The sequence below is a fragment of the Pseudomonas sp. GW704-F2 genome (assembly GCF_059423025.1).
In genome coordinates this window covers 1-4,897 of sequence record NZ_JBWKXO010000066.1, presented here as the reverse complement: position 1 = coordinate 4,897, position 4,897 = coordinate 1, and the positions used below count along the sequence as shown (strand labels likewise).

General features: G+C 61.1%; 3 protein-coding genes and 2 tRNA genes. 3 read left to right on the top strand and 2 right to left on the bottom strand.

Annotated elements, in window-relative coordinates; all coding sequences use genetic code 11:
• Positions 1 to 256 precede the first annotated feature (256 nt).
• Both AC07W0_RS29400 and AC07W0_RS29395 read right to left on the bottom strand, forming a co-directional pair.
• The gene (locus AC07W0_RS29400; protein ID WP_102618872.1) at positions 257 to 1,807 is read right to left on the bottom strand and encodes an MDR family MFS transporter; all 1,551 of its coding nucleotides are present in this window, start codon (positions 1,805 to 1,807) and stop codon (positions 257 to 259) included.
• Positions 1,797 to 2,843, bottom strand: a complete 1,047-nt coding sequence (locus AC07W0_RS29395) for an HlyD family secretion protein (RefSeq protein ID WP_017847715.1) — start codon at positions 2,841 to 2,843, stop codon at positions 1,797 to 1,799. The genes AC07W0_RS29400 and AC07W0_RS29395 overlap by 11 nt, the downstream gene beginning before the upstream one ends.
• 196 nt (positions 2,844 to 3,039) lie before the next feature.
• On the opposite strand from AC07W0_RS29395, the gene gltX reads away from it, so the two are divergent.
• The 3 genes from gltX to AC07W0_RS29380 all read left to right on the top strand — a co-directional run bounded on the left by gltX (position 3,040) and on the right by AC07W0_RS29380 (position 4,897).
• Entirely contained in the window at positions 3,040 to 4,521 is a 1,482-nt protein-coding gene (gene gltX, locus AC07W0_RS29390; RefSeq protein WP_017847714.1) for a glutamate--tRNA ligase, read from the top strand.
• A gap of 147 nt (positions 4,522 to 4,668) precedes the next feature.
• Positions 4,669 to 4,744 (top strand) — tRNA-Ala (locus AC07W0_RS29385).
• Between the two features lie 77 nt (positions 4,745 to 4,821).
• Positions 4,822 to 4,897: transfer RNA gene (locus AC07W0_RS29380), tRNA-Glu, on the top strand.

Genomic DNA, 4,897 nt, shown 5'->3' with positions numbered 1-4,897 from the left:
TGGCGGTTTGATCGGTAGTGGCGGTACTGGCCTCATCGGGGGCAAGCCCCCTCCCACATTTGACCTCATTTCAACGTTGGAACCCGATCAAATGTGGGAGGGAGCTTGCTCCCGATAGGCGCGACACGGCCTCAATGACTCCCCCCAGCCTCAAGCCCCGCCGGCAACGCCGTGCTCAACAAAATCACCAGCATGCCAAGCTTGAAATGCCGTCAAATGTGGGAGGGAGCTTGCTCCCGATAGGCGCGACACGGTCTCAATGACTCCCCCCAGCCTTAAGCCCCGCCGGCAACGCCTTGGTCAATAAGATCGCGAGCATGCTTACGCCCAACGCGATTCCCACGCAGTGAAACGCATCGTTGTAGGCCATGATCTGCGCCTGCTGGTGCGTAATCTCACTGAGTTTGCCCAGCGCCGCCGTCGGGTTGCCGAACTGTTCCGTCAGCGTCGCCAGCCGCTCCGCCACCTGCGGGTTGGTCGGCACGATCGCTTCGCGTAAATAATCGAAATAGGTCTTGGTGCGCGCATCCAGCAAGGTCGCCAGCAGCGCGATACCGATGGCGCCGCCGAGGTTGCGCAGGATGTTGAACAGGCTGGAAGCCGACCCGGCGTCCTGCGGCAGGATGTAGGCCGTGGCGATCAGCGAGATGGTCACCATGATCAACGGCTGCCCGAGGGCGCGGATGATCTGGATCTGGTTGAATTGGCTGCCGGCAAAGTCTGGGTTGAGCACCCCCGAGGAAAAACTCGCCAGGCCGAACAGCCCGAAGCCTACGGCGCACAGCCATTTGGGCGACACGTATTTCATCAGCTTGGGCACCAGCGGGATCAGGAACAGCTGCGGAATGCCCATCCACATGATCACTTCGCCGATCTGCAGCGCGTTGTAGTTCTGGATCTGCGCCAGGTACAACGGCAACAGATAGATCGAGCCATATAACCCGACACCCATCCCCAGGCTGGAAATACTCGACAGGCCGAAGTTGCGATTGGCCAGGATGCCAAGGTTGATCAGCGGGTTGGGTTTGGACAGCTGCACGATCACGAAGGTGATCAGGCTTAGCAGGGCGATGCTGCCCAGGCTGACGATCAGGTTCGACTCGAGCCAGTCTTTGCGGTGGCCTTCTTCCAGAAACACCTGCAAACAGCCCAAACCGATGGCGAGGCTGACGATGCCGGTGTAGTCGGTGCTTTTGAGCAGCTCCCAGTGGGGCGCCTTTTTTTCCAGGCCGTAGAGCAGCCCGGCGATCATCAGCAGCCCGGGCGGCACGTTGATGTAGAAGATGTATTCCCAGCCCCAGTTTTCCGTGAGCCAGCCGCCGATGGTCGGGCCGATGGACGGCGCGAAGGTGGCGGTCATGGCAAACATCGCCATGCCTTTGGCGCGGTGGTGCTCGGGCAGCTTGATCAGGGTCAGGGTAAACGCCAGCGGGATCAGCGCGCCGCCGGTAAAACCCTGCAGGGCGCGGAACACGATCATGCTTTCCAGGCTCCAGGCCATGGAGCACATCAGCGAGGCGATCAGGAACCCCACCGACACCCATACCGCCAGGCGCCGTGCCGAGAGCAACTGCACCAGCCAGGCGGTGAGGGGGATCATGATGATTTCGGCCACAAGGTAGGAGGTGGAAATCCACGAGCCTTCTTCCAGGGTGGCCGACAGCGCGCCCTGGATGTCCTTGAGGGACGAGTTGGTGATCTGGATGTCGAGCACCGCCATGAAGGCGCCGAGCATCACGCTCATCACCGCGATCCAGTCGCGCCGGGTCGGTTCGCCGACCGGGCGCAGCAGTTGATCACCGGCCATCAGGCTGATCTTTGATGTTCACTTTGACGGTGACGGACATGCCGGGGCGGATCTTGCCCTTCAGCGGGTTATCCGCAGCAAACGTAAGTTTCACCGGAATCCGTTGAACGACTTTGGTGAAGTTGCCGGTGGCATTGTCCGGCGGCAATAGGCTGAACTGCGCCCCGGAGGCCGCGAACAGGCTGTCGACCCGCGCCTCGATCGGCGTATCGCCGTAAGCATCGAACGTCAGCTCGGCCTTTTGCCCAGGCTGCATGTGGCCGATCTGGGTTTCTTTGAAGTTGGCCTGAATCCAGATGTCCTGGTCGGGGACGATCGACAGCAGGTAGGCGCCGGCCTGTACGTATTGGCCGTTGCGCGCGGCGCGTTGGCCGACCAGGCCGCTGATGGGCGCGTGGATTTCGCTGCGGGTCAGGTTCAGCTCGGCCTGGGCCAGGTCGGTTCTGGCATTGGCGATCAGCGCGTCGAGGCGCTTGATCTCGGCATTCAGCGCGTTGACCTGCTGGCGCTGCCCCTGCAGGTCGGCCTGGGCCATGGCCACTTGGGAGCGGGCGATATGGTTGTCGGCGGAGAGGGTGGTCACCCGTTCTTCCGAGACGTAGCCGGGTTTGCGCAGGGTTTGGGCGCGGGACAGGTCGATCTGCGAGCGGCCCAGGCTGGCCTGGCTGGACGCGACTTTGGCTTCGCCGGCGGCGATCAGGCTGGCTTGCTGGGTCAACTTGCTCTGCGCCTGGGTGCGCTCGGCTTCGCGCATGGCGAGGGCGGCGTTGGCGCGGTCCACGGCGAGGTGGAAGTCGTCGTCTTCAAGCCTCACCAGCAACTGGCCTTGTTGCACGTGCTCGTTGTCGCCCACCAGCACCTCGACAATCCGCGCGCCGAGCTGGCTGGAGACACGGGTAATCTCACCCTGCACGTAGGCGTTGTCGGTGCTTTCGTAGAAGCGGCCCCTGAAGAACCAATGGGCGAAGAAACCCAGGGCGATCAGGCTCACGATCAATACGAAGATAAGCAGGCGGCGTTTCAGTGGGGCAGGCATGGGCGCGGAGTCTGTAACAAGAGGTAATGGAATATAACCAGCCAGCCAGCTGGCAAATAGCTACGGCGAGTCTCCAGGCTCAAACTTGGCCTATATGCCATGCTCGGTACGGAGGACGCTGGAGCCTAAGTGCCCATGGCTGTTACCATTCGCCCCTTGTTTCAATTTCAGTTATATCGCCCATTCGAGACCAGCCATGACCACCGTCCGCACGCGCATCGCGCCATCGCCTACCGGGGACCCCCACGTCGGCACTGCCTACATCGCCTTGTTCAACTACTGCTTTGCCAAGCAGCACGGCGGTGAATTCATCCTGCGGATCGAAGACACCGATCAACTGCGTTCGACCCGCGAGTCCGAACAGCAGATTTTCGATGCCCTGCGCTGGTTGGGCATCACCTGGTCGGAAGGCCCGGACGTCGGCGGCCCGCACGGCCCGTATCGCCAGAGCGAGCGCAGCGACATCTACAAGCAGTACACCCAGCAGTTGGTCGACATGGGCCATGCGTTCCCCTGCTTCTGCACCGCCGAAGAACTGGACCAGATGCGCGCCGAACAACAGGCCCGTGGCGAAACCCCGCGCTACGACGGCCGCGCGCTGCTGCTGTCGAAAGAAGAAGTGGCCGCGCGCCTGGCGGCCGGCGAGCCCCATGTGATCCGCATGAAGGTGCCGAGCGAAGGCGTGTGCGTGGTGCCGGACATGTTACGCGGCGACGTCGAGATCCCGTGGGACCGCATGGACATGCAAGTGCTGATGAAGACCGACGGCCTGCCGACGTACTTCCTGGCCAACGTGGTCGATGACCACCTGATGGGCATCACCCATGTGCTGCGCGGCGAAGAATGGCTGCCCTCGGCGCCGAAGCTGATCCTGCTCTACGAGTACTTCGGCTGGGAACAACCGCAGCTGTGCTACATGCCGCTGCTGCGCAACCCGGACAAGAGCAAGCTGTCCAAGCGCAAGAACCCGACCTCGGTGACCTTCTACGAGCGCATGGGCTTTATGCCCGAAGCGATGCTCAACTACCTGGGCCGCATGGGTTGGTCGATGCCGGACGAGCGCGAGAAGTTCTCGCTGCAGGAAATGGTCGATAACTTCGACCTGTCCCGCGTATCGCTGGGCGGGCCGATCTTCGATATCGAGAAGCTGTCGTGGCTCAATGGCCAGTGGCTGCGTGACCTGCCGGTGGAAGAGTTCGCCAGCCGCGTGCAGCAGTGGGCGTTGAACCCCGAGTACATGATGAAGATCGCGCCGCTGGTGCAGGGCAGGGTGGAGACGTTCAGCCAGGTCGCACCGTTGGCCAGTTTCTTCTTCGCCGGTGGCGTGAACCCGGACGTCAAACTGTTTGAGTCGAAGAAACTCTCCGCCGATCAGGTGCGCCAGTTGATGCAACTGATCCTGTGGAAGCTCGAAAGCCTGCGCCAGTGGGAGAAGGACGCCATCACCGCGACGATCCAGGCCGTGGTCGAATCCCTCGAGCTGAAATTGCGCGATGCCATGCCGTTGATGTTTGCCGCGATCACCGGGCAGGCCAGTTCGGTGTCGGTACTCGACGCGATGGAAATTCTCGGCCCGGACCTTACGCGTTTCCGTCTGCGCCAAGCCCTTGATTTGCTTGGTGGTGTGTCGAAGAAAGAAAACAAAGAGTGGGAGAAGCTGCTGGGCGCGATCGCCTGAGTCAGCACTTGTGGCGGCCAAACCCCGGTTTTTCGGGGTTTGGTTGGTAAGTGATTGTTATCCCGGCAAAAAATTTTGGAAATTGTTGAAAATAAATTTGACACGTTCCCAAAGCGCCATTAAGATTCGCCCCGTCCTCACCGATGAGGGGCTATAGCTCAGCTGGGAGAGCGCTTGCATGGCATGCAAGAGGTCAACGGTTCGATCCCGTTTAGCTCCACCAATTTACAGGTTCAAGGTCTGGCCACACCGTCCTTGAATCGATCAGGCCTAGCTTGATCAGGTTGTACAGAAGGTTTTGTCCCCTTCGTCTAGTGGCCTAGGACACCGCCCTTTCACGGCGGTAACAGGGGTTCGAGTCCCCTAGGGGACGCCA

Bases quoted from the DNA above. Each gene is read 5' to 3' on its own strand.
- gltX (WP_017847714.1), top strand. From the start codon at position 3,040: ATGACCACCGTCCGCACGCGCATCGCGCCATCGCCTACCGGGGACCCC.
- AC07W0_RS29395 (WP_017847715.1), bottom strand. From the start codon at position 2,843: ATGCCTGCCCCACTGAAACGCCGCCTGCTTATCTTCGTATTGATCGTG.
- AC07W0_RS29400 (WP_102618872.1), bottom strand. From the start codon at position 1,807: ATGGCCGGTGATCAACTGCTGCGCCCGGTCGGCGAACCGACCCGGCGC.